Raw genomic sequence first — 21,549 nt, 5'->3', positions numbered from 1 at the left:
GTGTACGCTAAAGTACGGGGCAATTTCTAAGCAAAGATAAAGTGTTATGGAACCTAAAAATAGCTATACAAAAGAAGATTTGATCCTTTGTGGTCAAGGTGAAATGTTTGGTGAAGGAAATTGTCGTTTGCCAAGTGACAACATGTTAATGATGGATCGTATCATTTCAATTACCGATGACGGTGGTGAACATGGTAAAGGTCAAATAGTTGCAGAGCTAGATATCGATCCTAGCCTTTGGTTTTTCGACTGTCATTTTAAAGGCGACCCAGTAATGCCTGGTTGTTTAGGCTTAGATGCTATGTGGCAACTTGTGGGCTTTTTCTTAGGTTGGTCTGGTGGTCCTGGTCTTGGTCGTGCACTCGGTGTAGGTGAAGTTAAATTTACCGGTCAAATATTGCCAACAGCTAAAAAAGTAACCTACCGTCTAGACATGAAACGCGTTATTAAGCGTAAATTGTTTATGGGTATGGCTGATGGAACCGTAGAAGTAGATGGCCGCGTGATCTACGAAGCAAAAGATTTAAAGGTAGGCTTGTTCCAAGATACCAGCGCGTTTTAAGTTTAAAACACGCAACAAAAAGGCCTCCATTTGGAGGCCTTTTTGCTTTAATTCGTTATGAGTTTATGTTTTATACATATTGCGATTTTCTATTGCCTCGCGCCAACCACCAAGCCACTCAGACTTAGGATCAACTTGTTGATAAGGGCAGTGCTCTTTTGAGCGACCAGCTAAACCTGCTTTAAAACCTTGAGAATGAGCTCTTTCTAAACGATCTCTTTTCTGTCTCTTCATCGGTAAAATCCTCACCTTTATATTTATATTTTTGTAGCATAAAGTTCATCTACATTTAATAAATAGCCAACAAAAATGTTTAATTCAAACACAAAATACAATTAATTTGTTTGACTTTAACTAAGCTGCTGATGCAATGATAAATTAATTTAAAAATAATTTTATTGCTCAACTTTAACCTATTTAACTTTATTAAAATGTTCCGATACATCGGTTCAAAACACATAAGTGTCATATTTGTGACTAACAATATACCCTTAAGTTCCCAATTAATTTGTAATCAAAAAATGAACGTCAGAGCTGTTTTAAAAACATTCCAAATAAAAGCTTGATTAATTAAAACCGATCGGTCTAATATAAAGCATGAACAAAACACCAGCAGTTGCAACTAGGCGTGGCCGCCCACCCAAAATAGCCAGAGACAACGCAGACACTAAAGCGTTGCTCCTTCGTGTGGGATTAGAAACCCTCACTGAGTTTGGTTTTAGTGCCACAGGGCTCGACACCATATTAAAAAAAGCCAAAGTCCCTAAGGGCTCGTTTTATCATTACTTTAAAAGTAAAGAAGCATTTGGCTTAGCTTTGGTTGATGCGTACGACACGTTTTTTATAGCTAAGCTTAAGTTTTATTTAGGGCAATCTGAAGTACCGCCCCTAGAACGCATTGTTAACTTTACCCAAAGTGCTATAGCTGGGATGCAAAAGTATGATTACAAACGCGGTTGTTTAGTAGGCAATTTAAACCAAGAACTCAATCATTTAAGTGACGAGTTTAAAATACGCCTAATGCAGAGTTACCATGCTTGGCAAGCACAGTTAACACAGTGCTTAGACTTAGCTCAACAGCAACACACTATTAAAACTGATGTTGATACTACACAAATGAGTGAATATTTTTGGATTGGTTGGGAAGGCGCTGTAATGCGAGCTAAACTAACACAATCAAGCAAGCCACTGACTTTATACACAGAAATGTTTTTACGCACATTACTCAAATGATGCATTTTTTATTATCAATTTAAAGACGATCGGTCTAAAAGGAAATCTAATGAGCAATCCTATTAAAGCTATTGTTATAGACAAGCAAGACGACGACTACAGTGCCACTTTAAGCAGCATAAACAGTGACGATCTACCAAACGAAAATGTATTAATTGACGTACTGTACAGTACCCTAAATTACAAAGATGGCTTAGCCATTACTGGCAAAGGTCCTGTAGTTCGCAGCTTTCCTATGGTACCTGGCATCGATTTAGTGGGTACAGTTACCAACAGCGACAGTGAAGAATTTAAAGCTGGCGATAAGGTTATTTTAAATGGCTTTGGTGTTGGCGAAAAACATTGGGGTGGCCTAGCCCAAAAAGCGGCTCTTAGCAGCGATTGGTTAATTCCCCTACCCGCCAACTTATCAGCTAAACAAGCTATGCAAATTGGTACTGCCGGTTACACAGCAATGTTGAGCGTGATTGCCCTTGAAAAACAAGGGATCACCCCTGACTCAGGTGAAGTGTTAGTCACCGGTGCCAATGGTGGCGTAGGCAGTTTTGCTATTTATTTACTAAGCCAGCTAGGTTATCAAGTAACCGCAGCAACAGGTCGCATGGAACAAGCTGACTATTTAAAATCATTAGGTGCAACTAATGTAATTGATAGGAACGAGTTTTCAAACTCAGGTAAACCACTACAAAAAGAACGCTTTGCTGCTGCCATTGATTCGGTAGGTAGTCACACACTTGCTAATATTTGTGCCTCACTTAAATACGGTGGTGTAGTAACAGCTTGTGGGCTTGCACAAGGTATGGATTTGCCAGCGTCTGTTGCGCCATTTATTTTACGTGGTATTTCTTTAATGGGTATTGATAGCGTAATGCGCCCTAAAGCGGACCGTGTTGAAGCATGGGATCGTTTATCATCCCTAGTTAGTAGCGATTACTTAGATAAAATTTCGACCGAAATCACACTTGATCAGGTTATTGAAAATGCTGAACAGCTCATGCAGGGCCAAATTCGTGGTCGTGTTGTGGTTAATTGTCAAAGTTAAGCATTTTTGCTATTAAACTCTCGTTATTAAATTTATAATACTGGCCGTATTTTTAATAACGAGAGAACACCTATGAGCAACCAAGAACTTTTCAGTAATAACCCACTGCAAGGCGTTAAATTAGAGCAAGTGGTTGAAGAACTGGTTGAGCAATATGGGTGGGAACTCCTGCATGCCTACTTACAACTCAACTGCTTTAAAAATAATCCTGACATTAAGTCAGCAGTTAAATTTTTACGTAAAACCGAGTGGGCACAACAAAAAGTAGATAATTTCTATTTGTACCGCCTAAAAAACTTACCACGCCCAGATGACGTACAATACGAACTGCCTCCACGAGACCGTATTATCCCTGAAGGCGATAAACCAGGTGAACCATGCGAGTTAAGCTTTTCTGATGCTAAGCGTATTCAAGAGAAAAAAGCAGCCAAGCAACGTGCCCGTACTCGTAAACAACGTTCAAATTCAAGTAACCCTTGGGGTAACTAAGCTAATTTCATAAAAGAGCTAACTTTATTGTTAGCTTTTTTTGTTTATTGAGGAAATTAATAGCCTCGGTGTTTCCAAAAATCATCTTCTGTTTTGGTCTGTTCATTAGTTAGATTAAATGTTTTATCCGCAATGACTTTTCCTGCTAATGATAAGGTCATACGCCAGTTACCTATTTTATCTTCTATAGGCTCCCACACGGTGTCGCCTAAATAAAACGACCAATCGTTATCTTTAACATATACATTCCCCTCAAAAGGCTGCATCACTTCGCCATCGGCATCTATAATACCGGGGTGATAAATACAATAATGTAGTTTTTCGCCTTTCGCTTTTTTGATATTTACTATCAGGCCAAATTCTATATCAAGTTCTGCTTTTACTTGCGTAGTGAATTGCGTGATTTGTGGTAACGCTTTGTCAGCTTTGTCCCATTTGGAATATATACCGTAACTTTCTAATGTAATTTGTGGTTTAGATTTTGCCATTAACTTTCTATTTTTCTTTCTATTGTTAAGCCACCAGCCTCAGCGAGTGACTTATTAATTAAGTAGTTGTTTTGGATTTTTAGGATAATAATTGCTGGGTTGCTGCTCGCATAAACTAAACTCGCGAGTATTTTTATACGGCAACTTCATAAAACCAGCGACCCCAACATCAGTAATATTAACCGCGTACTGCATGAGTTTATTTAGCAAACGTTTAAATTCAACTTCTTTACTAGCATCGAGCAATCGATAGTAATGGTGAATCTTCATCCTATCTGGTAGTGCTTCAAAAATAATACAACCCGTATGATGTATCTGGTTTAGCTCAAATACACATTTAATCACCTTTTTAGGCAGTTGCAGTTGTTCATCGGGATCTTTACCATCTTCAAAATATGAGTGCGGACGGGTTACATCGCTGGCTTTTACATTAACCACTTCATAATCAAGCTCAGGTAACTGGTTAAATTTAAACGCACCGGTGCCATCGCGTTCTAGCTGAATCGTTTTACGGGCATCAAATAAACAACACTTAAATAAGCCCTTTTGACTAATCGCTTGTGCAAGCATCACTGTATTGTTTACCGCATCAGTAAATGCGGTTGCTAAAGCTTCATCGTGCATAATAAGTGATGACTCAACATATAAAGAATCATCTTTCCAATGAAAACTCAGCCCCCCTACTACAGGGTATTTCGCTAAGCGACTAATTGAGGCTAAAAACGCTTTTTCGGTATCCCCAGTATCAAACAAAAATTCTTTGTAATACCTATCTAACTGGGCATCGTTTACATCGAGTAATTGCTGTTTATGGTCGGCTTGGCGTAAAAATTGTTTTCGGGAACTATATACAACGGTTTCGGGCTCAGGATCTTGGCTAAACCAAAAAGGAATGCGTGCTTTAGTGTCTTGCTTTGGTAGCTCTGGTAAAAATGCTTTTGCCATGGTTTCTATGTTACGCATAAAGTAGTCACCCGCTTTGTCTCTTACCAACCGTTCTTTTGAAAGCATGCCATCAATAACGTTTGCCAGCTCCTTAGGTAACATTAAACTACTGGCCGGAATAGCCTGAGCGCCAAATCGACAAGACTGAGCCGATGCAAGTGCATACAAAGTTGATGCAACCCCTTGCTCATCAAAACGAGGGGATGACTTTTCACCAGACATTTGCGCATCACCAATAAAATACACATCACCCATTCGCGCGTTAGTCGTGCTTAAATCACCCGACATTAAATCCATAAAATTACTGGCAATAGGGTTGCCTTGTTCATCTACTTGGGCATATACCGAACTCCCCCAATCAACCAATGAAAGCTGCTTGGCTTTTTCATCCCACACCAAGTTAGAGGGTTTAATATCGCCATGCACAATAGGTTGTGGGCTTAATCCGTTTTTATGATGGCGTAAATCGAGCAACACATTTCTCAATTTTACCGCTAAGTTCATTATTTTTGCAGCAGATAGTCGCCCTTGCTTAAGTGATACTTTTTCAAGATCTTCACCTGTTGCACGAGCCATCATCAAAATGCCCTGTTTTTTAATTCGCTCAAAGCCATAAAATTTTGGTATTAGCGGATTATCAATTTGAGATAGCATATACGCTTCGTCTTCAAGGCGATCTCGTACACTTTGCGCCAGCGTTATTCTTGAAAATTTAAACACCCAAGGCAGGCCATGTTCATCATCACCCGCAAAAACAAAGCCAAACGCACCAGAGCCAATCATTTCGACATTTTTATAACCAAGTAGTGTTAGCTGTTTAATACAAATGTTAAGCCACTGGCGATGCTTTTTAGCATCACGGTGCGATAACAAATAAACAGACTGTTCTTCGTTAATATAAAAGTTGCGAATTTCTTTTGCTTTCAATGCAGATTCTCTAGGTTGGTGGTTTAAAGCTGCGTAATGCCTTTATGTTTGATAGTAACGCGACCGTTATTTTTATTAAACCTTTAAGGTCACTTCCATTAGTCAAATTTATATTACTTACTAATGATTTTGACGTATATCGCTGATATTTGCGGTTTCACCGTATCCTACTTACCCATAACAGCCTAAATAGGGTAAAACACCCCTTTAAATTATTCTTAGGTTAAAAAATGAAACGTATTATAAAAGCCTCTTCAATCGCGCTTGCACTGGGTATGTGTATTAATGCACAAGCAGCACACTTTAATTTTTCTACAAAAGTAGACAGCGACGCAAATACGCTGGTTGTATTTTATAGCCAAGATGGCAGCAACAGCCAATTTAAAACACTTGATAAACAATTCGATGGCCAATTACAACGTGTTATCGATATAGAAAACTTTACTGGCGATTACGCTAAAGTCGCGCAACTTGTCGCGCCTAGTAAAAGTAACTACAGCCGTATTTTGGTTGTAGGTACAGGTAAAGCAGACGAATTAAATAAAGCAAAAGCGGCTAAGTTAGGCGGTAATATTCATGCTCGCCTAGTTAAAGCTAAAGCGGGCACTGCCAGTGTTATTTTTGATGATGTTACGGGTACAAACGACAACGCAGCACTTGCTGCTAATTTTGCCCACGGTGCAAACCTACGCGATCACCGTTTTGAAAACTACAAAAAAGAACCAAGCACTGAAACAGTTAGCTATACGTTTGATGTTGATAACACCAAGCAAACTCGCAAGCTTTACAGCCAATTAGAGAGTATTCAAGCAGGTGTATTTTTAGCACGCGATTTAACATCAGAAGTGGCTACAGAAATGACGCCGGTTGATTTTGCCAATGCAGCAAAAGAATTAGCGTCGTTAGGGGTTACTATCAAAGTGTTAGAGCCTAAAGAGCTAAAAGAGCTAGGCATGGGCGCATTAGAAGCTGTAGGTAGAGGTAGCCAGCAAGGTGCACGTTTAGTGGTTGCTCATTATAAAGGCTCTGACGATGCCCCTATTGCCCTTGTTGGTAAAGGCATTACGTTCGACTCAGGTGGTTACAGTATTAAAACCGGTGCGTCTATTGCACGTATGAAATCAGACATGGCTGGTGCTGCTGCAGTACTTGGTACTGTAAAAGCAATGGCGTTAGCTAAAGCCGATAAAAACGTGGTAGCCGTTATGGGCATGGCAGCTAATATGGTATCGCAGTTTGCTGTAGCTCCTGGCGATGTTGTTCGCACCGCTGAAGGCTTAAGTGTAGAAATTTTAAATACCGATGCTGAAGGTCGTTTAGTTCTAAGTGATGCAATGTGGTATGCACGTGAGCACTACAAGCCAGAGATCATGATTGATGTTGCAACCTTAACGGGTTCTAAAATTCGTGCTGTTGGTAATGAATACGCAGCGGTATTCTCTGATGATGACACGCTAGTATCGCAACTTACCCTTGCAGGTAAACAAGTAAACGAAAACCTATGGCGTTTACCGTTAGGTTATAAAGATATGCTGAAATCTGACATTGCTGATATAACAAATGTAGGTTCAGGTGGCCCTGGTGCAACCACTGCCGCTACTTTCTTAGAGCATTTTGCTGGCGAAACCCGTTGGGTACATATCGATATCGCTGGTAATGCATTAGTGAAAAAAGGCAAAGATGAGCTTTCACCAGGTGGTACAGGTTTTGGTGTACGTTTACTAAGTGAGTGGCTATTAGCTAACTAATCAAAATTAATTTGCTTAATTAAAAGCGCCAAAATGGTTTACTGTTTTGGCGCTTTTTTGTGTATAAATAACGTTCTTATTTATACACATTATTTTATTTAATAATTTTGTAGCGGTAACAACAAAGCATATTGCTTTAACTATGTTTAGCTGGTTTAGAGAGCATTAAAGTGGCAATAACAATTAAATTTCCCACATACCATAAATCTTTAATTACAAATTGCCCTAACCGCGCCAACAGCGTACTTGAGCTAAATGCGTTAGGGGCAGACAGTAAAAACGTTTGGGTCATTAAAAAAACGCTCAAGCATGCTAAACCACTAACTATAATTAGTTTTTTATTATTTAATAAAATACCAGCGCCTAGTAGTAGCGCAAATAATACATCAAACCCACCAATCACGTTCGACGCACCTTGCACGCTAAATAAACTATATAACCAAGACATAAAAGGCGAGGTTTCGACTAAGCCTACAATGGCCTTAGCTTCAAAATCGTAAAATTTCATACCGCCAATCCATAGCAAAACCATAGCCATAGGAATAAAGTTTAAAAGGACATGCTGTTTGTCGCTCATCTTATTTTTATAAAATAAAAATAAGTATAAAGGCACTACAGCAAAGTATTTAATTATTCCCTGCCCACTACCAATAATAGGAAAGCCCCCTAACTGAGTCATCCAGCGATTACTTGCTAATAAGGTTAGTAAAGGCACAATGCTAACAACAAGCGCTAGCATAAATGCTGAGGTTGGCTGTATTAATTTAAAGTGTGCCAATAGGGTTACTACCACTAACATAATCATGGCTGTACCACTTAGTAGACCTAGCGTATTAGTATTTAATACGCTATCAAGCTCGTAAAAGCTAAATGTCGCTATTAGTGTGTTTGGATTTGCACCGAGCGCAAACGATACACCAAGTAGTATAAAACTAAGTGCAAGTAGCAAGGTAATTGCGTTATTTGCATATGTTAAGTTCATTGTGTGCCCTTTAAATCTTTAATGACTAACAAAGACCATATTTTTACAAAAAACAATTCAACTAACGCTAAATGATTTTATAAAATGTCTGCAGACAAGATTTTATCCATTTGACTATAAATAATGACCGCACTAAGCAAATTTTTAATGACCCCACAGGCATTCACTGCGGTAGCCATGCAGAGAGCTTTTAATTACAAACCTATAAGCGCGATACCGGCGAGATATTGCATGATCTATCGGTGCCAATTATATGTAAATGGTAAACATTGGGGTGGGTTTAGAATCGGGTTTATTAGAGTATTAAACATTAAAAAGGGAGACACTGTCTCCCTTTTTACTATTAACTTTTTTATTATTTAGGCAAACGCATTCGCGATACCGTATTATCAGCCAAAATATAATGGTGAAACAAAGCCGCAGCCGCATGTAAACCTATTACGTAATACCCCACTTCCCCTGCGGTTTCATGTATCTCTTTAATGCTTTTAGCAAGTTCAAAGTTTTGAGCGGCCAAAGCAGGCAACTCTAAACCAAAAAACGGGATGGGTTTACCTGCTAAACTCAAAATTAGCCAACCAGCTATAGGCATAGCAAACATAAACACATACAGCGCAATATGAACAAATATAGCTAATTTATTTTGCCATTTTGCAGGCTCAGGGTGTATGGCAGGTGCTGCACCACCCACTAAACGCGCAGCTAACCTCACACTAACTAAAGCTAAAACCGATAAACCCAACATAAAATGCCACATTTTAAAGGCATCACGTGTTTCAGTGCCTTTATCAAATAATTCGCGAAGTTCAATACTGCCGTACACAGTCACAATTAAAATAAACATCAACCAATGTAAAGCAACAGAGAGTGTATTGTAATGAGTATCTGTATTTTTAAAATTCATAATACCTCCTAATAAACGCATTAAAGTTAAAAGCTCACTTATGGGTATAAGTATATGTTTTCAGGCTAACCTTTAATCATCCTCTGTTTAATGATCTGAAACATACAATGAGTCAGTAAATCAGATGCATGGTTTAAAGGTTCTTGAATTTGAGTATTAATTGAGTAAGCTTAAAATAAACTTAAATAGTAGGAATAAAAAACGGCAACCTAAAGTTATCGCTTTAATAAATCAACGTGTTTAGAAGTAATATACAGCAGTAAATATAAGAACAATGAGGTCGTCTGGCTTTGAGTAACTAATACTTTTAAAGATTGGGCTTTTGATGTCTGAAGTAAAGATTTACCGCATATAGTTCGACCAGCATAGTTTTTAAAAGCGCGCGAAGTATGGTAGTTGCCTTAGCGCGATTTTATTTATTGTCTACGCTTTGTTAGGTTATTGGTTCAACCGAGCCAGCTGCTTAAGGGCATGTTGATTATTCGGCAAAAATGCGAGTACTTTTTCGTAATTAGCTATCGCTTCTGGTTTATTTCCAAGTGCAGCATAGGTTTCACCTAAACTATCATAAGCATTTGCATTGTCGGGAAACAAATGAACATTTAGCTTAAATATCTCTAATGCCTTTGCTAGTTCATTTTTAGCCACATAGCGATAGCCCAAAAGATTAATTTCTTGCACATCAAACGCTGCACTTACTTTCATCTCATCCGCTAAAGTGATGGCTTGATTAAAGCCCTGTTTTTTAATCCCTTGGAAAAGTTTGAATAAGTCTTGTGACAACCCCCAACCATTTTCAGCTTTCATCTCAGGGTAATAAAAGCCAGCAATTTCATCAATAAAGAATATTGGCAAGCTTCCTAGCTTATTAGTTAATACAATGATGGTTAAGTGATCTTTTGGATAAATCACCATTGAATTAGCATCACCACCACTGGCACTTACTGCTGGATGCTGCTCTCGTCCAATTGTTTGCCAACCTAGAGCGTAACCATTTTCTAAATTGCTAAAACCTGCAGTTTGACCACTCTTTAAACGCGTTGGTGACCACATTTCTTTAAGGTACTTCTCATCAAGGAGTTGTCGTTGTTGAAGCGCTATCGCGTAATTAGCAAGCTCAGTTGCGGTAGCACTCATACCCGCCGCAGTTCTAAAGAATGGGTCGAAAGTTATTTGTACCGTCTTTAGCTTTCCTTGATTGCCAGCAACGTAAGGACGAGCTTGATTAGGGACAATAGATTCAGTATGAGCAAAACCTGCAGCCAAAGTTATGGGCATATCTAGTTTAGCCAACTGATTTTTCTGAATATAATTAGAAAAAGGCTGACCCGATAACTTATCAATAATTTTACCTAACAAAATGTAACCTGTTTGGTTGTACTCAAAGCGGCTATTGGTTTCATAACGCATTGGTAAAGTAAGTACTTCTTGCCACGCAGGATCTGGCTGACCATTGGAAATTAAATCAACCCAATGACCATTTAATATTTTAGGTAAACCAGAAGTATGGCTTAGCAGCTGACGGATAGTTAGCGGTTGCCATGCTTTAGGCAAATCATCTAAATGCTTTGAAATCGGATCGTTAACCGATAACTTGTTTTCAGCGGCAAGTTGCATAATTGCAACGCCAGTAAAAGCTTTAGTCATCGAAAAAATAGGAAAAGGGGTATGGTTTTGTACCGTGATCTGGTCTTGTAAGTTCGACAGGCCGTAACTGGCTTTTTTTATCAGCCTATTGTCTTTCACGATTGCCAGTTGTAATCCTGGAATATTAGCTGTGCGCATTTTCTCTAGTAAAAAGTCATCTATTTCATCGGCCTTTACCTGTGGTAGTAGGCTGGTAAGTAATAATGTGCTTAATGATAAAATGTGTAAGCTGCAACGAATGTTTTTCCTAAACATTGGAACGCGTTTTCCTTAATTGTAATAGTTTAGATAGAATACCTTTTATAAATAAAAATATTCAAAGGTAAATATATGGCTCGAAGTTAGTTATACATTTATACTCGAGTATCAGCGCTTATAGTTTAGCAAAATACGCATTAAAGACAATTGCTTAGATTTTTATACTAAGCAATGTTTTAAAGCGACAGCCACTTTAGTGAACGAACAAAATGCTAATATCAGTTCTCGGTGTTTAAGCGTCACAACGAAGAAACTTTAACGCCAGTCATTTGCAGCTCACCATTTGGCCTTGTCAAAATAAAGCACGGGCTGACCATCTGCAAATTACTATGTATTAAGTTTAAAAACTGGATCCCCCCAGTTTGAGTGCTTCTTCCTGTTGTGTCTTCGCCAACCAATGGCGCAATTGAAAAATCTTGTAGGGTGTTAGCAAACACAATTGCTGACGAATAAGTGTAAGCCCCTATTTTTACAGCAACATCCCCGGTAAAAAAGTTAGCAAGATCAGGTTCTGGCTGTATAAAACGAGTGTTTTCACCAGACTCAATTTCACCTACTATTTGGCCTGGATCACGATACTTTAACAACACCTTAGAGCGATAATGGGAAAAGTGACGATATGGTACATCCGTTATATAACGCATAATTCCTGCCATCCAAAAGTCATCATCGCCACCGCCATTATTACTGATATCAATTATTAGGTGCTTTATGTTTTTTTCTGTTAGCTGAGTAAAAGTGGCGTCCATAAAGGCAAGGTATTGCTTAAAATCAGGCCATGAAAATGAATTAACTGTAAGGGTTGCCGTCTCACCTGTTTACTCAACATTAAAAGTATCTACAAATGAGCGTTCAACCATGCTTTGTGGCAAAGTTTTGCTCGCAGCTAGCGTGAGCTCTTCATCTGCTAAGGTAATGCTAAATTGCTCTGAGTAACCAAACGTTAAATATAATAAACGATGAAATTGACGTGCTAATACTTCTTGTCTAAATTCATCAGTATCACCATGTGTGCGGCGTAATAACTGAGCTACGACTTGCTCATATGGCACGCCATTAATCGCCTTTATTTGCTGCTCAGCATAGCCACTCTTGGTACCGCCCGTGTTAGATTTTATATAAAGTTTCTGGTTTACAATCGCAACTTCAAATGGAAAAAGCCCCACGCCACCATTGACCCATTTACGCCATTGCGACGTAGAAGCATGCCCTACTTTTAAATGCCCATCAGCCAATGTTGAATTTAATACCGCTAAACGGGCCCATAATTCCCGCACGCTAAGTTCATCGGTAATAGCTGCGGTTATAGTATTTAGTTGCAAGTAAAAAGCATCAATGTCGGCCACACTGTGTTTTAAATCAGGGTGCGTACTGTGCAGCCATTGTGACCACTGCGCAACATCTCGCTTTGCTTGTTGAGGTGTGATTATTTGTTCAAAAGGTAAGTTAGTAGCTTGCACGGGCTTAATACCCGCAAAGCTAACTAATACCAATAATGCTATATTTAAAACCTGCTTTAAGTAGTTCATACAAAACCTTTATTATTTGCTTTAAAACTTAGTCGCAAAAACTGTTATAAAGGTTTAAATACAGAGTAAAAATATTTTTTAGATGATATTTTGAGAGTCTTTTTCATAGCCCGCAATGATTGTTACGTGAGATACAGACACGTCAAAGAATTGAGCTTTTACTTTTAAATATTCAGGATCGGAAAAGAAGTTTTCTGAGATGGTTTTATTTGGGAAATGAATTGTAAACACTCGATTAATAGGAGTATCAACTTTTGAAAGAAGAACCTCCGAAACTACAAAATCAAAACCGAAACCGCCACCAAAAGCACTAAGAATGGGTGCCATAGCCGCTCTATAGTCTGAATACGCGCCATTGTCCGAAACTTCCAAGCCAACTAAAAATTCATACATTTTGTAACCTATTATGTTAAAGACTAAACTAATCCATCACGCCCAAATAATAGGCAAATTTAGTTGATTTAAATAAGTGACGAAGGAGAAAAGCCAACAATTTTTTGTCCTGTTGTAATGGCTTGATTCTCATTAAGCCTCCTCCCCTGCATCGCGATTATTCAACTACGATGAAAGGGTAACCAACCTTATAGGAGACAGCTCAATGAACTTTTACAGTAACATGAATCCATAATTTGCTGTAAGCTACCTACTTAACAGACGAAGCAAACGAATTGTTTTTTGATTTAGAATTAAACGTCAATTTATGAAAACGGTAAAAAAACTAGTCCATTGACTCGGTTAAGGTTCATATATGTTAGCACTATAAAGTACGCATGAAATGGTCAATTATTGACTGTTTTATTTCAGGCGCTGTCTCTTGACTAAAACCATGACCTGTTGGATATGCGTTGTGTGTGACGGAATGTTTGAAATTATGTTTTTTAAGGTATTCCTCTATCTCGTTCGACATTTGAAATGAAGGCCAAACTTGATCGTTTTTTGCTGAAATCAGCAATATTGGACCATTTATTTTTTCGAAAGAGAATAATGAGTTTGCTACATTGTCTTTATTTTCTAAAGCAACTTCAAATCGATTAAGTAAAGGAGCCTTTTCATCAAGTTCCAAGCTTAAAGCAGGAATATCTTTTCCGTTAAATGTCCACGCTGACTTTGCTGTAGTCATTCCGTACCAAGCTACTTTGCTTGGAGTTGTCGCTACAACAGATTTGATGCGTGGTTCCATCGATGCTAATAAAAGCGCTAATTCAGCTCCCCTAGAACCACCAATAAAACCAATTTTTGACGAATCTATTGAAGAAACAGTCTCAAGATAATCAATTGCACTTAAAAAATATTCTAAGGGTATTTGATCTAGTGTCTGAGCAATCCCTTTTTCTTTAAAGTAGGCGAGCCCTAATACAGCGATCCCATGTGGTGCAATCATTTTACCATTGGCATCACCTGTGCTGATTCCTCCCTCAGAACCACCGATTGCAATAACCACAGGAACTTTTTCTGAGGTATTAGGAAGATAGAGATTGGCAACAATGTTTTTGAACCTCACTTCCTTAACAAAAAAGTCTTGCGCACTTGATACGCTCGAAAATAAAGTTATCAATATAAGTATAAATTTAATACGCATGTCTTCCTCTTGTGGGACTAACGAGCCTGTAGATTAACTCGTTTTTTATTTGTTTTTATTTATAAACAAACCATAGCTGAGTTCCTATTTTGGTTCAATCAATTACTGTACTGTTACGCAGCATATAAAGAAGTGTTTGATATTTTTAATCGGCGTTTTGAAGGGGGATTACAAGTGTCTGAGTGGCTTTTATTTAGGGTAAAAAAATTATCGATCCAAGAACTTTCTTTGTCATGCTAAGTAAAGTAAGAGCCAGAAGTGAAATTACACCCGATCTCTTCTGCACTTCGTGAAGCACAACCAGAAATCATAAATATAAAAAAAATAAAATCGTAGATTTAAATGCCACTGCTCATCCTTGTGTATAGCGCTCCGCACATGCGCGCGAACTTAAGAGCGTCATTCCGGCCCGAAGGCCCTGAATGACGCGGATTGTTAAAGCAAATGGGGTCAAATCTTGACTTCAAAGCAAATGGGGTCAAATCTTGACTTCAGACATCAAACAATCTTGCAGCTTGTACAATTGTAATTTAACCTTTCTATCTTCAACCATTAATGTGTTCAACCTACCGACAGTTTTCGATATCGCCGAATAATGCTCAACATTAAAAACATCTGCTAGAGCCTGCAAATTTAATCCCGTTAAATCTTGGCACAATTTAATAGCAAACCAACGGGGTAAGTTTTTCTCTTTGCGCCCCTTTTTAACCATTACTATATCATCTACTTCAACACTAAAATGTTTAGCTACATAAGCAATTACATCATTTGCAGAGTACTTTTTACTAACAAACTTGCTTTCACTATCTGACTTGGCAATATAGTCTTTTATGTTTTCAATAAAGTCCTCACAACCCAAAACCGACAATAACTTTTTAGCACCATAAAAAGCGCTTATTTCTTTGTTGTTTTCATATTCCACAAACTGCTTATAAGCTGCATATTTACGCTTTTTGCCTTGCAACGAAAATATAAAGTCTCGAACGAGCCATTTAGGCGTTACTCCCCTTCGAATGAAAGCTGAATAGCTAGACCACTTATATTTAACAAGCTCTTCTACCAAGGGGTTACTCGTTTCAATTGGGTTACGGTGAATGTACCGACTAACATGCAATAAATAGTTATCTGCATCCACAAGCACCGCTTTGTAGCGCCCTCTAAACAACGCACCATCCGTATTATGTGTTCGATTAAAGTATTGGGTATAAAGGCCATTAATATGCTTCATGGCTCGGCCTAAATTTGTATCAGGGGTTTTGATTAGCAGGTGGTAATGATTGGTCATTATTCCCTTATCATCTAACGCCGCCCACAGCGGCGAGCGAAGCGAGTCCGGTAGCCGAAGGCTAAGAACTGCTGGGTTTTGTTATGGTTCACGGCAAAATTACACTGGTGCGATAGCTTGAAAAGCCATGCGTAACTCATCAACATCTTTAAATCTAATAGACTTATCACTACTCAGGCCTATATCAATGAAAGCACGCACATTCTCTGGTGACTTTTCTGTATTACTCTTTCCGGTTAAGACGTAATATAAAATACGAGTCAACGCGTATGTTTCATGCAAGATGCTATAACTATCAAATCCTTCTGTAACTAGGCTTGGATCATTATAGTAGCCTTTAAAATCCGTATTTTCAGAAGTTAGTTCGCTATCAACGATTTTCACCAGGCCAAAATCCGCTATTTTCACTACAGCCACATCATCATATTCTTTGAGTAGAATATTTTTAGGGCTAATATCCCTGTGCAAAATATTTTTAGAATGTATGTACGAGAAAGCTCTGAGTATTTGCAGCCCTAACTTAACGCGATCCTGAAACGATAACTTGGAATTGTTTTTTAACATATACTTATCCAATGAGTTGTCCATAAATTCCATAATGTACTCATTGTTTTTCTCATTGTATCCATAAACTTCTAGAACATATGGTGAGCTTAGCATACTCATTTGTTCGTACTCTCGCTTAAACCTTTCAATTTCCTTTGCATTTAGATCTTTCTTTGCCCGCTTTAAAGCAAAGTTTTTATTATAGAAGCTGTCAAAATACTTATAGACATTTGCATAAGACCCACTACCTAGAGCGTTTAGATCAGCGGTCTTATTTTTGTTCTCAATTTTCACTGAGCTTTGTGGAAAAAATATTGGGATAGTGTAATAAATCTCTAGCTTTTCAGTATAAGGGGGGATTTCACTCCCACCACTCTTACTTAGAAAGCTCTTACAAAAAGTAAGTCTATCTCGATGGTACTCCTCAATATAGAATGCATATTCAGAGTTCTTCAAAGATCTCTCTAAAGCTTCAATCGTCTCTATAGATCTAATGAGTTCCCTACTCGGGTCTGCCCAGAAGTGAGCCGTGTCTTCATCTGTTGGAAGCCTATTATTCATCGAGTCAAAAAGACTAGTGACGCTAGAGTGAAGAGTAGAGAATAAAATTCTTAACTTGTCATTATTTATTGATTCGTAAAGATCTTCGAATTCATTATTCAAAATATCAAAGAGCTTTCTGTAGTGACTCTCTATGGCATTATCTGCATTCATTAATATTATAAAACCTGTCTCTAATTGAACCATAGCGCTCAGCTCACCGGTGGAGTATTGTTGGCGGCTTTTTCGCGTTCTTTTGCGGAAAAGGTGCCAACGTTACGGAATACGGTAGAGCTGCTTGTTATGTGCTGCTGTTAATTTCCTTCCTATGCATATTGCTCGCTCGAAGATTGATTCCATTTCTTCAAATGTTTCCAGTGAAGCCCCTGAACTAAAAGGCCCATCAGACTTCATATCCTGGATAACGGCATCAATGAGTTGGTGGAATGTAATTATTTCACGAGCCACCTGAGCATCGACAACACCAATATGCTTGCAGTTATCTTGGTACAACCTTGAATAATGAGGTGGCACATCAACGACCAAAGAGTATTTGTCTTTAGGATTTGATTTTAGATGGTTTACCGCTGCTTTAATTGCGGCCAAATAATTTCGATGTTCTATAATTTCTATAAGAGATGATACCTCTGCTACTAAGCAATTTTGTATTTGCTTAGAAAAAGCAGATTCTCTACGTTTTTCTATAAGCCATGTAGGGAAGAAGGATGCGATAGCACCAGCCACTGCACCACCTAACGCGGCAAAAACAGGAAGCCATTCATTTGGCTTTGATGCAGTCATGTCGCCAAAAATCTTTAATGTCTCTGCAACAGCCTTTATTTCCTCTGGTGACAATTTTTTTCTCCATAAACATAACAGCTTATTGAACACCACTTTGGGGGGTTATAAAACCCCAAAACGGCGTATATTACATGGCTCAATAATTCCACTAAACAACTTCAATGTAAACAAGTTATTACGCAAGTTCTAAATTATCGTTGTTAAAATACACCAAAACGACTTTTAATAATGTTATTAGATAAAACACCATAAACTGTCTATATATACAGTATCTTTTTTTATTTGAATATCGTTTATGAAATCTCTGTTTCTAATCATGATTAAATTATAATGGTGCGATTTAAAACAAAAAAAGCACAACCCAAAAGGCTGTGCTTTTAAATCAACTAACACTCATACGTTTATAAACATTAGTTTACAAACGAATACCGCCGTCTATCTCTACTACACGGCCAGTGAAAAAGTCGTTTTCGATAATATACTGAGCAGTATGGGCTATTTCACCGGTTTCACCTAAGCGCCCTACTGGTGTTACTGCTAGCATGCGCTGTTTGGCTTCTGGCTTCATTACATCGGTCATTGCGGTGCTAATAACACCTGGAGCAATGGCGCCAACGCGGATACCAAAACGGCCAAGCTCTTTGGCCCATGTAGTGGTTAGTGCCACAACACCGGCTTTTGAGGCAGCATAGTTAGTTTGGCCAATATTACCCGCACGCGCTACGCTCGACATATTTACAATTACGCCACCTTTGCCTGATTCAATCATGTGGCTTGCAGCTTCGCGCCCTGCTAAAAATACACCTGTTAAGTTAACGTCAATTACTGATTGAAATTGATCAAGCGACATTTTTTTAACCACTTTGCCGTCTTTGGCTTTTATAAACATACCATCGCGTAAAATGCCGGCGTTATTAATTAATACCCCAATGTGACCAAAGTCACTGTTAATGGTATTAAATACGTCTTCAACTTCGCTCTCTACCGTTACATTAGCGCTGTAGCCTTTAATAGTGCCTGTTACGCCTGCTAATGCAGATAGCTGCTCGGTTGCTTCATTTAACTGGGCTTGTGCCATATCAATTAAGGCAATATTAGCGCCCATTAAGGCAAACTTTTGCGCCATTGCAAAACCTAAGCCTTGTGCGCCACCGGTAATAACTACGGTATTATTTTTTATTTCCACAATACTTTCCTACTTCGAAAACAATTTAAAAATGGCACTAAAATCATCACTGCCTGCACCTTGGTGCTGCATCATAGTGTATAAATTTTTAGCCATTGAGCCCATTGGCGTCAGTGAATTACTCTGCTGCGCCGCCTCCATAGCAAGGCCTAAGTCTTTAGCCATTAAATCGACCATAAAGCCAGGTTTATAGTCGTTACTAGCTGGTGCGGTTTCCATAACACCTGGGCAGGGGTTATAAAGTTCTAACGTCCAGTTTCGACCCGAGCTTGCGCTCATTATGTCGCTGAGTACTTTTGCGTCGAGACCGTTATTAATGCCCATTTGAATGGCTTCACTGGTACCCGCCATTAAAATACTCAACAGCATATTGTTACATATTTTAGCAACTTGCCCTGCACCAATATCACCGGCATGGAATATGTTTTTACCCATATCGACTAATACAGTATTGGCTTTATCGAATGCGGTTTGCTCACCACCCACAATAAATGTAAGCGTGCCCGCTGTTGCGCCTGCTACACCACCCGATACAGGTGCATCAACAAACGCAATACCTTGCTCGCTTAGGGCATGGCCTACATCACGAGCCGATTGTGCATCTATGGTTGAACAATCAATCACTAATGTGCTTTTACTTAGTACTTTAATTAAACCCGACTGCTCGTCTGTGCCTAAATAAAGTGATTTAACATGTTTGCTTGCCGGTAGCATGCTAATTAGCACATCAGCCTCGTGCGCACAGTCACTTGCGCTTTGCGCCGCACTAGCCCCATGATTCACAAGCTCTTTAACGGCCTCTGCACTTAAGTCAAAAACGCGTACACTGTGGCCTGCTTTAACTAAGTTTGCTGCCATTGGGCCGCCCATATTTCCTAAACCAATAAATCCTATATTAAGTTTACTCATCGCTTTACCCTTGTAAATTTAGTTGTGAAAAGTACGGCTCTAGCGGATGTTGCTCGCCAAAGCGATTTGCAAAAAAGCTCTCTACTACTTCGTTTGGCACATCTTTAAGAGTGTTAAATTGCCACTGTGGCGTACCGTCTTTATCGATTAGTAAGGCACGTACACCCTCTTGAAACTCGCCCACTTCGCCAGCACGAACCGACATGCCCAATTCCATTTTAAAACAGTCAGCTAAGTTTTTGCCTTTGCTATGTTTAAGCTGCTCACTCACTAAAGCACAACTTAATGGACAACCATGCGCCAACGATTTTTGTGCGCGTTGTAGCCATTTGTCATCTGTGGTTAGGTTTAAAATGTAATCGACCTGCTGCTGTAACGTGTTAAAGTCGCCTAACTTTTGAATTAGCGATAAGTTAGCTTTTAAATTGCCTTTTGGCATACGGCTAGAGTTGTTATCTAACTCAATAAGCAAGGTACTTAGCTTGTCGTGGTTTAAACTTGCTGTTTTACCCCATTTAGTATTGAGTAACGCTTCAACAAGCTCTGGGTATTTATCAGAATTTACAAAGTGATCGGCAAGCGATACAAGCTTAGCGTCTTCACAATTAATTGACGCCGAGGTAAGCCCTAAAAACAAGCCAACATGGGCAGGCATTTTATGTAAAAAATAACTGCCGCCTACATCAGGGTAAAGCCCAATGGTTTGCTCTGGCATAGCGATGCGTGATGTTTCTGTAACCACACGATGGCTCGCACCGGCCATTAAACCTAAACCGCCGCCCATTACAATACCGTTACCCCAGACTAAAATGGGTTTGTTGTAGCAGTGAATTAGGTAATCGAGCTGATACTCTTGAGTAAAAAACTCTTCAACCAGTGAGCTCGGTTTACCCTCACTCATTGATTTGTGTAAGCTCACTACATCGCCACCGGCACAAAATGCTTTTTCACCAGCACCTTTAAGAACCACTAATGCAATGTTATCGTCTTTGTCCCATTGCTGTAGTTGTGGCTCGAGTAAGCTGATCATCTCAAAATTTAACGCGTTTAATGACTTAGGCGCGTTAAGCGTAGCAAAACCAATGAGTCGGCCATTGTCTGTGGTTGCCGTTTCGAATACCACAGCAGCATCAGCTGAATTTAAACGGGTTAGTTCACTCATTAGCCATTCACCCAATTAGCCTTGCGTTTTTCTAAAAAGGCGTTCACGCCCTCTTGCTGATCTTCGGTATCAAATAAACCAACAAACAGCTCTCGCTCCAGTGGCAATGCATTCGCCATTGGCTGATGACGCCCTTTTTGAATCAGCGTTTTACATGCAGCAACCGACGATGGGCTTTGCTCTGACACTTGGTTTGCCAGTTTTAGTGCTGCTGCAAAGCTTTCACCTTGTGCAACCACTTCTTCCACTAAGCCAATTTGTAGCGCTTTATCGGCTTTTAAGCGCTCACCGCATAAAATCATGCGTTTTGCCCAGCCTTCACCAACGAGCCATGCTAAGTTTTGCGTTCCACCAGCACAGGGTAATAAACCCACTTTTGCTTCAGGCAATGCCATTTGTGCTTGTTCTTCTGCAATACGAATGTCGCAAGCAAGCGCTACTTCAAGGCCGCCACCCATTGCATAACCATTAATGGCTGCAACCGACACACCTCTAAAATTAGTTAGCGCTTCGAATGCTTCACCAAATACACATGACATATCTGCGGCTACACCTTTGTCGCCACTGGCAAATACATTTAGGTCGGCACCGGCGCTAAAAAACTTCTCGCCTTCACCAGTCAGTACTAATGCATAAATATTTTTATTGGTGTTGAGCTGATTAACTGTGTCTTTAAGCGCCACTAAGGTGTCTTTCGTCCAGGTATTCGCTGGCGGATTCGACATAGTTAAAATGGCAACATGACCTTCAATAGTTAATTCAATGCTAGGATTTGACATACTAATCT

Annotated in this window: 21 protein-coding genes and 2 pseudogenes; 6 read left to right on the top strand and 17 right to left on the bottom strand. The window is 39.2% G+C overall.

Going from position 1 to position 21,549, the window contains the following annotated elements; translation table 11 throughout:
- The first annotated feature begins 46 nt into the window (after positions 1–46).
- Positions 47–562: a bifunctional 3-hydroxydecanoyl-ACP dehydratase/trans-2-decenoyl-ACP isomerase gene (gene fabA / locus FHG08_RS11360; protein ID WP_010389976.1), complete on the top strand. Its 516-nt coding sequence runs from the start codon at positions 47–49 to the stop codon at positions 560–562.
- A 63-nt stretch (positions 563–625) separates the two neighbouring features.
- Here fabA and rmf read toward each other — a convergent pair whose 3' ends face one another.
- Positions 626–796 carry a ribosome modulation factor gene (gene rmf / locus FHG08_RS11355; protein ID WP_008114656.1) on the bottom strand — a complete coding sequence of 57 codons (171 nt, stop codon included), beginning with the start codon at positions 794–796 and terminating at the stop codon, positions 626–628.
- A 363-nt stretch (positions 797–1,159) separates the two neighbouring features.
- Here rmf and FHG08_RS11350 point away from each other — a divergent pair, with 363 nt between their 5' ends.
- From FHG08_RS11350 to FHG08_RS11340, 3 genes are all read left to right on the top strand, one after another.
- Positions 1,160–1,795, top strand: coding sequence for a TetR/AcrR family transcriptional regulator (locus FHG08_RS11350; protein ID WP_178956056.1), 636 nt, complete (start codon positions 1,160–1,162; stop codon positions 1,793–1,795).
- A 49-nt stretch (positions 1,796–1,844) separates the two neighbouring features.
- Positions 1,845–2,837, top strand: a complete 993-nt coding sequence (locus FHG08_RS11345) for an MDR family oxidoreductase (protein ID WP_178956055.1) — start codon at positions 1,845–1,847, stop codon at positions 2,835–2,837.
- A 72-nt stretch (positions 2,838–2,909) separates the two neighbouring features.
- Positions 2,910–3,326 (top strand): VF530 family DNA-binding protein, encoded by a 417-nt coding sequence (locus FHG08_RS11340; protein ID WP_008114664.1) that lies wholly within the window; start codon positions 2,910–2,912, stop codon positions 3,324–3,326.
- Positions 3,327–3,382: 56 nt separating this feature from the next.
- Here the strand turns inward: FHG08_RS11340 and FHG08_RS11335 are convergent, their stop codons facing one another.
- Both FHG08_RS11335 and FHG08_RS11330 read right to left on the bottom strand, forming a co-directional pair.
- Positions 3,383–3,814, bottom strand: coding sequence for a DUF3859 domain-containing protein (locus FHG08_RS11335; protein WP_138569640.1), 432 nt, complete (start codon positions 3,812–3,814; stop codon positions 3,383–3,385).
- Between the two features lie 54 nt (positions 3,815–3,868).
- Complete coding sequence (locus tag FHG08_RS11330) at positions 3,869–5,686, bottom strand: phosphotransferase (protein ID WP_178956054.1); 1,818 nt, start codon at positions 5,684–5,686, stop codon at positions 3,869–3,871.
- A gap of 230 nt (positions 5,687–5,916) precedes the next feature.
- Here FHG08_RS11330 and FHG08_RS11325 point away from each other — a divergent pair, with 230 nt between their 5' ends.
- Positions 5,917–7,434: a leucyl aminopeptidase gene (locus FHG08_RS11325; protein WP_178956053.1), complete on the top strand. Its 1,518-nt coding sequence runs from the start codon at positions 5,917–5,919 to the stop codon at positions 7,432–7,434.
- 136 nt (positions 7,435–7,570) lie between these two features.
- Here FHG08_RS11325 and FHG08_RS11320 read toward each other — a convergent pair whose 3' ends face one another.
- Positions 7,571–8,416: a DUF417 family protein gene (locus FHG08_RS11320; protein WP_178956052.1), complete on the bottom strand. Its 846-nt coding sequence runs from the start codon at positions 8,414–8,416 to the stop codon at positions 7,571–7,573.
- A gap of 125 nt (positions 8,417–8,541) precedes the next feature.
- On the opposite strand from FHG08_RS11320, the pseudogene FHG08_RS19035 reads away from it, so the two are divergent.
- Positions 8,542–8,779, top strand: a pseudogene (locus FHG08_RS19035) (hypothetical protein); the annotation flags it as partial.
- Here FHG08_RS19035 and FHG08_RS11315 read toward each other — a convergent pair.
- From FHG08_RS11315 to FHG08_RS11255, 13 genes and pseudogenes are all read right to left on the bottom strand, one after another.
- Positions 8,772–9,320, bottom strand: coding sequence for a cytochrome b (locus FHG08_RS11315; protein ID WP_178956051.1), 549 nt, complete (start codon positions 9,318–9,320; stop codon positions 8,772–8,774). The pseudogene FHG08_RS19035 and the gene FHG08_RS11315 overlap by 8 nt on opposite strands.
- A gap of 438 nt (positions 9,321–9,758) precedes the next feature.
- Positions 9,759–11,222, bottom strand: a complete 1,464-nt coding sequence (locus FHG08_RS11310) for a serine hydrolase domain-containing protein (RefSeq protein ID WP_178956050.1) — start codon at positions 11,220–11,222, stop codon at positions 9,759–9,761.
- A gap of 242 nt (positions 11,223–11,464) precedes the next feature.
- A pseudogene (locus tag FHG08_RS11305) lies at positions 11,465–12,019 on the bottom strand (S41 family peptidase); the annotation flags it as partial.
- Positions 12,020–12,043: 24 nt separating this feature from the next.
- On the bottom strand, positions 12,044–12,754 hold the full coding sequence (locus FHG08_RS11300; RefSeq protein WP_178956049.1) for a hypothetical protein: 711 nt from the start codon (positions 12,752–12,754) through the stop codon (positions 12,044–12,046).
- A 78-nt stretch (positions 12,755–12,832) separates the two neighbouring features.
- Positions 12,833–13,147 carry a DUF1330 domain-containing protein gene (locus FHG08_RS11295; RefSeq protein ID WP_178956048.1) on the bottom strand — a complete coding sequence of 105 codons (315 nt, stop codon included), beginning with the start codon at positions 13,145–13,147 and terminating at the stop codon, positions 12,833–12,835.
- Between the two features lie 364 nt (positions 13,148–13,511).
- The gene (locus tag FHG08_RS11290; protein WP_178956047.1) at positions 13,512–14,333 is read right to left on the bottom strand and encodes an acyl-CoA thioester hydrolase/BAAT C-terminal domain-containing protein; all 822 of its coding nucleotides are present in this window, start codon (positions 14,331–14,333) and stop codon (positions 13,512–13,514) included.
- Positions 14,334–14,811: 478 nt separating this feature from the next.
- A complete protein-coding gene (locus FHG08_RS11285) occupies positions 14,812–15,618 on the bottom strand; it encodes a transposase (RefSeq protein ID WP_178956046.1) in 807 nt (268 codons plus the stop codon).
- A gap of 99 nt (positions 15,619–15,717) precedes the next feature.
- Entirely contained in the window at positions 15,718–16,911 is a 1,194-nt protein-coding gene (locus FHG08_RS11280) for a protein kinase family protein (protein WP_218648497.1), read from the bottom strand.
- A gap of 69 nt (positions 16,912–16,980) precedes the next feature.
- A complete protein-coding gene (locus FHG08_RS11275; RefSeq protein ID WP_218648496.1) occupies positions 16,981–17,559 on the bottom strand; it encodes a hypothetical protein in 579 nt (192 codons plus the stop codon).
- A 361-nt stretch (positions 17,560–17,920) separates the two neighbouring features.
- Positions 17,921–18,691, bottom strand: a complete 771-nt coding sequence (locus FHG08_RS11270) for an SDR family oxidoreductase (RefSeq protein ID WP_178956045.1) — start codon at positions 18,689–18,691, stop codon at positions 17,921–17,923.
- A 9-nt stretch (positions 18,692–18,700) separates the two neighbouring features.
- Positions 18,701–19,600, bottom strand: a complete 900-nt coding sequence (mmsB, locus tag FHG08_RS11265) for a 3-hydroxyisobutyrate dehydrogenase (protein WP_054200896.1) — start codon at positions 19,598–19,600, stop codon at positions 18,701–18,703.
- A 4-nt stretch (positions 19,601–19,604) separates the two neighbouring features.
- On the bottom strand, positions 19,605–20,762 hold the full coding sequence (locus tag FHG08_RS11260) for an enoyl-CoA hydratase/isomerase family protein (protein WP_178956044.1): 1,158 nt from the start codon (positions 20,760–20,762) through the stop codon (positions 19,605–19,607).
- Positions 20,762–21,541 (bottom strand): enoyl-CoA hydratase, encoded by a 780-nt coding sequence (locus FHG08_RS11255; protein WP_076919543.1) that lies wholly within the window; start codon positions 21,539–21,541, stop codon positions 20,762–20,764. Before FHG08_RS11255 ends, FHG08_RS11260 begins: the two co-directional genes overlap by 1 nt.
- Positions 21,542–21,549: the final 8 nt, after the last annotated feature.

This window comes from Pseudoalteromonas sp. Scap03 (genome assembly GCF_013393115.1).
GTDB lineage: Bacteria > Pseudomonadota > Gammaproteobacteria > Enterobacterales > Alteromonadaceae > Pseudoalteromonas.
Note: the sequence above shows the minus strand (reverse complement) of the source record. Positions and strands in the feature narration are given on the sequence as shown.